Source organism: Methyloceanibacter sp. (assembly GCF_058506495.1).
On the sequence record NZ_JBZMXT010000108.1, the window covers coordinates 1 to 5,944 of the forward strand.

Annotated in this window: 3 protein-coding genes; 1 reads left to right on the plus strand and 2 read right to left on the minus strand. The window is 57.7% G+C overall.

Annotated elements, in window-relative coordinates:
- The coding region (locus AC33YF_RS12500) for an efflux RND transporter permease subunit (RefSeq protein ID WP_491777538.1) at positions 1–2,808 on the minus strand (2,808 nt) is incomplete at its 3' end.
- Complete coding sequence (locus tag AC33YF_RS12505; protein ID WP_491777539.1) at positions 2,808–3,950, minus strand: efflux RND transporter periplasmic adaptor subunit; 1,143 nt, start codon at positions 3,948–3,950, stop codon at positions 2,808–2,810. The genes AC33YF_RS12505 and AC33YF_RS12500, both read right to left, overlap by 1 nt.
- A 411-nt stretch (positions 3,951–4,361) precedes the next feature.
- Here AC33YF_RS12505 and AC33YF_RS12510 point away from each other — a divergent pair, with 411 nt between their 5' ends.
- A complete protein-coding gene (locus tag AC33YF_RS12510; RefSeq protein WP_491777540.1) occupies positions 4,362–5,843 on the plus strand; it encodes a BCCT family transporter in 1,482 nt (493 codons plus the stop codon).
- Positions 5,844–5,944: the final 101 nt, after the last annotated feature.

Genomic DNA, 5,944 nt, shown 5'->3' on the forward strand with positions numbered 1-5,944 from the left:
CTTAGAGGCCAGCCCGATCAAGAGCACGATGCCGATCTGCGCGTAGACATCGTTGGGCAGCGCCGTCAACCAAAGGGAAACCAGTGCCCCCGTGACAGCGATCACCACGGAGAGCAGAACCACCGCAGGCATACTCCAGCTTTCATAAAGCCCGACGAGGAACAGATAGCCGAACACAACGGCCAGCAGAATGGCAACCACCGTCTGCGCGCCCGCGAGCTTCTCCTGGTAGGCCGTGCCCGACCAAGCGAATCCAAAACCATCGGGGAGTGTTTCGTTGGACACCCGCTCCATTGCATTGAGCGCCTCGCCGGAACTTACTCCTGGCGCTGGTCCGCCGTTCACCGTGACACTGCGCTGATTGTTGAAGCGGATGATAGCCTGTGGGCCGGTCACCATCCGCGGCTTGACGAAGCCTTGCAGCGGAACCATTTCCCCAGACGCATTCCTAACGTGGATCCGACCAATGTCCTCAATAGAAGCGCGGTCGATGCCTTCACCTTGGATATTCACCTGCCAGACCCGCCCGAACCGGTTGAAATCGTTAACATAGAGTCCGCCGAGCGTGGCCTGAAGAGCAATAAAGATGTCGTTGATCTCAACCCCCAGCGTCCGGGCCCGGATCCGGTCAATGTCGAGATAGACAAGCGGCGTGTTGTTCGACCAAAGGGAAAATACGGTGCCTATCTCTGGCGCCTTTTGTGCGTTGACGAGCAGCCCGCGTAGTGTTTGGGCAAGTTCGTGAGTCGGCCGGCCCGAGAGGTCTTGTAGCTGGTATTCGAAACCGCCCGCGTTCCCAAGTCCTGATATGGGAGGCAGGTTGAACAGTGACACCGTCGCCCCGGGAAGCGCAAGCACCTGGCCTTGCAGGCGTGCGATCGTCGGTTCCACTGACAGATTCGACTGGGTGCGTTCTTCGAAGGGCTTTAGCTTGCCAATAACGATGCCACTGTTGGACTGCGACAGGCCATTGAGAAGGCTGTAGCCGATGACGGTGAACACCTCTGCCACCGCTGGGTCGGCGGCAACGATCTTTTCCACCTCGCTCACGACTGCAGACGTCCGTGTCACCGATGCTCCGTCGGGAAGCTGAACTTCGCCCATGAACAGGCCCTGGTCTTCCGACGGCAGGAACCCAGATGGGGTCACCTGGAATAGAAGAACGGTTGTGGCCATCAGCGCCGCGACAGCAGCGGCGCCGTAGAGCGAGTAGCCGATGATACGCGAGACGAGGAAGGAATAACCGCCTGTCATCTGCTCGATGCCGCCCAGCATGCTACGGATCAATCCCCTTGGCTTCTGTCCGGGCTTCAAGATGAGGGAGCAAAGCGCTGGCGAAAGGGTTAGCGCGTTGATGGAGGAGATGACAACTGCGAACGATATGCAGATGGCAAACTGTTGGAAAAGCGCTCCGACGATGCCGGGAATGAACGCCACCGGCACGAATACCGACAGCAACACAAGTGTTGTCGCGATTATCGGCGCTGTCAGCTGCTCCATTGCCTTAATGGTTGCGGCCTTCGGATCGAGCCCCTCCTCATCCATGATCCTCAGCACGCCCTCGACGACGACGATGGCATCGTCAACGACAACGCCGATGGCGAGCACGAGCGCCAACAGCGAGACGGTATTCAAAGACAGTCCCATGGCCGCCATCGCGGCGAAGGTCCCGATTAGCGAGACGGGGATGGCCACGGCCGGAACGATTGTCGCCCTGACGGATCCTAGGAAGACGAAGGTGACGGCAACAACAAGAATGAACGCGATAATGAGCGAAGAGTAGACGTTGGCGATGCTGGCCTTGACGAAGACGGTCGTGTCGTAGGTCACCGACCAGGCAAGATCGTTTGGAAACCGCTTCTGCAAATCCTCCATGACCGTGGTGACCGAGTCGGCCGTCGCAATCGCATTAGATCCCGGTGCGCCATAGATCGCAATCCCAGCCGACTCTTTGCCATCGAGCCTGGTGAAAGCATCGGAACTTCGCGCGCCCAATTCCACGCGTGCCACGTCCCGTACGCGTACGCTCGACCCATCGGGGTTGGCTCGAACGATAATGTCCTCAAAGTCTTCCGCCTCTGAAAGGCGCCCCTGCGTTGTCAGGTTGAATTGAAGGTCGACATCATCGCTGATCGGCTGGGCCCCAATGCGGCCAACAGCCGCCTGCACATTCTGCGAACGGATTGCATTCCTGATGTCATTGGGTGTCAGGTTAAGGGCTGTCAAACGGTCGGTGAAATACCAGATCCGCATCGAATAATCTTGCAGGCCGAAAAGCTGCACCTGTCCCACCCCTGGTACGCGTGCGAGCGTATCCATGATGTTGATGCGAGCGTAGTTATTCAGGAACAGTGTGTTGAACGTCTGGTTCGGCGAATAGAGCGTAATAACCTGCAATAGAGCGGTTGACTGCTTGCGCGTGCTCAGGCCTTGGCGTTGCACCTCTTCGGGCAACTGCGGTACTGCCAGCGCAACGCGGTTCTGCGTATTGACAGTCGCAATGTCCGGATCGGTGCCGACCGCGAAGCTGACGTTGAGCGTGAAGGTGCCATCGTTGCCGCTCGTCGACTTCATATAAATCATGTCGTCGACGCCATTAACCTGGGATTCGATGGGCTGGGCGACCGTCTGTTCCACCACCTGTGCGTTGGCGCCGGGGTAAGTGCCGGACACCTGGACCTGAGGTGGGACAATGTTGGGGAACTGCTCAACCGGAAGCGCGCGCTGCGAGATCAGCCCTGCAATCGTGATGACAATCGAAATGACAAATGCGAGCCGGGGACGGCGCACGAAGATTTCCGAAAGCATCACTTGCCCCCTGGGGCTTGAGCGATCGGACGGGCTTCGACCTGCATCCCGGGCCGCACCTTCATGATCCCATCGCGGATGACCCGGTCACCGGCCTCGAGTCCTTTTGTGACCGCGACACCGCCTGCTACCTCACTGCCCACCGTTATGAAGCGCTCTTGGACCCTGCCATCATCATCGATAATAAGCACGAACCGGCCGCGCTGATCGAAGCTGATGGTTGCTGCGGGGATGACAATCAGCTGCTTGGGCGTGGCCGTTTCGACAATCACGATGACAAACTGTTGATCGGCGAGAATTCCTCTCGGGTTTGCGATGACGCCCCGAAACAGGATCGTGTCCGTCGTCGGGTTCACCTGAACGTCTCTGAAGTCGACCCGTCCCGTTTCGCTGTAAATTGAGCCATCGGAGAGGCGCAGTTTGATCTGCACCCGTTGGTTATTTTTCACCTCTGCAATGCCGGCGTCTGCTAGTGCCCGCCGCACTTCAAGTGCTTCGCGGTCGGTGACATTGAAATTTACGTAAGCCGGGTTGTCATTGACGATCGTGGCAAGCACCCCGGTTTCTGGCGAAACGAGGTTTCCCGGCTTGACGCTCGTCCGTCCGATCCGGCCCGAAATCGGCGCGACCACCTCAGTATACGAGAAGGTGATCCGCGCCTTCTCCAATGCGGCTTCGCGTTGCAGGACCGACGCGTCAGCCACGCGCTTGGTCGCAGTACGGTCATCGACAGTAGCCTGCGAGACAGTCTCGTTGGCTCGAAGCTCCACGGCTCGTTCAAGGGCGACGGTGGCATTTTCCGCCTCAGCCTTAGCAGCGGCAAGATCAGCCTCGGCCTGACGCAAGGCGGCCGCGAACGGCTCCTGTTCGATGATAAACAGGATGTCGCCTTCGTTGACGTTCTGGCCGTCGCTGAATCTCTGCTCCCTTAAAAACCCCGTCACGCGAGCCCGCAATGCGACTCGAGAGACAGCCTCGATGCGGCCAACGAATTCATAAGATGGCGTGACGTCTTGCTTTGTCGCAACAACGACGCCAACGGCAGGGAGTGGCGCGTTAGAGGTCTGGGCTGAGACTGCGGAACAAGTGAATACAACGAGTGCTGTTGCAAGTGGGAGCCAGCGAGTACTAAGAAACCACACAGGACTACCTTTTCAGGCCTATCGATCATGATAATACTGACAAACTTCTCGCACGTTGACGGTAGGGCATCAAGGCCGCTCTTCTATCCGCGATCGAACTGAGAAAGGTCGACGGCTGGACAACCCTTGCTGAGCTTTTCGCCGAGCCGATTGATCTCATCGCTTGACCAGCTACCGCCACAACAGCTGGAGGGCCAAGCTCAGCAAATTCCTACTAACGCCGTGACGCCACCTGTCCGATTACCGGATGCCGAAAGCATCAAGCGAGAACGATCGGCCTAGATTCCGTCGGTGTTTCGGCTTATCAGCAATAATTTTGTTATCTTAGCCTTCAACAACACCGACGCCACGTCCACAGCTCCATCGTACTGCTCTTGACTCGCTTAAGCAGTCCCAGGGGGAACATATGCCATGAGAGCAAGCCCTCTTTTGATCACCGCGCTTGTGATCAGCACAGCCATTGCGCTATGGGGCATCTTCGATCCTCAGGGACTAGGAAGCTTCGCAACGACCAAGGTGGTGGCTCAATTCCAAAGCCGCGGCTGGTTTGTCATGCTTGAAGCGAGTAGCATGCTGTTTGCCGCGATTTACTTGGCATGTTCACGGTTCGGGGGCGTGCGTCTCGGACCCGACGACTCCAGACCGGAATTCTCCACGACCGCCTGGATCGCGATGCTTTTCGCCGCCGGGATGGGCGTTGGGCTGCTCTTCTACGGCGTTGCGGAACCTCTCACGCATTTCGACCAACTTCGACAAAACGAGAGCCCTGCCCGGGCGGCGGGGCTCGCGCTCTTTGTGACGTACTTAAACTGGGGGTTTCACGCTTGGGCAATCTACGGTGTTGTTGGCTTGGTCATTGCCTATTTCGGCTTCCGTCGGGACAGCAGCCTGCTGCTCAGCGCACCACTGATTGATGCGATTGGCGACTTCAGTTGGACACGCGGTCTCGGTTGGCTGTTCGACCTGCTTGCTATTGTCGCGATCGCCGTTGGTCTCGCAGGGTCTCTGGCCATGGGAGTTTTCCAGGTGCAAACTGGCGTCGCAGGACTGACTGGGATCGAAAGCTCTGACCTTCTGACCGCCTCGGTATTCGCGGCGATGTGTCTGGCATTCGTGATCCCGCTCAGACGCGACCTCGGCGACGGGATGGCAAAGCTTTCGAATCTCGCCATGTTGATCGCGATCGGCCTCATGGTCTATCTCCTGATTCTGGGCCCAACATCCTACATCATGAACACAGTCGTCTCTGGCTTCGGCCGATACGTCTTTGGCGTCCTGCCGGCGGGCTTCGCAACGGCGGAATTCTTTGACAAAGAAGTTGTGAACTGGTTCCAGAATTGGACACTAAATTACATGATCTGGTGGCTGGCCTGGTCACCCTTTGTCGGAGTTTTCATCGCACGTATTTCACGTGGCCGCACGATCCGCGAATTCCTCGGCGGTGTGATCCTCGCACCGACGCTCTTTTCGGTCTTTTGGTTTGGCGTGTTTGGCGGTCTCGGCTTCTTCGACGCTTTCCGACAAGAAGGGGCTTTGATTGCGGCCAATCGCGAAAATCTAGATGCTACTACCTTCGCCTTACTAGAGCGCTTTCCCTTGGACACACTGACCCGGGCAGCGACGATCGTCGCGGCATTTCTGTTCGTCGTCACGAGTGTGGTCAGCGCTGCCTTTGTCCTTGCCATGTTCGCAACCGGCGAGCTGGATCCGTCGGCAGGCGTCCGGACGGTCTGGGGTCTCATACTCGGTGCACTGGGGCTTGCTATGGTCCTGATCGGGGACATCGCGCTTGTCCGCTCGGTCATCGCACTGTCGGCAACTGGTTTTGTCTTTATCACGCCGATCCTAGTCATATGTCTTTTTCGTGTCTTGCGGCGGGAGAGTTCAAGATGAGCTCATGGCTTCTAGACACGTTTTTGAATATAACCGTCTTCGCCTATATTGGCTTCCTAGTCTGGCTGGCAACACGCCCCGATCCCTAAGGCGAACCGGAC

Excerpts from the sequence above, each read along its gene's own strand:
- AC33YF_RS12510 (WP_491777540.1), top strand. The coding sequence starts at position 4,362 with ATGAGAGCAAGCCCTCTTTTGATCACCGCGCTTGTGATCAGCACAGCC.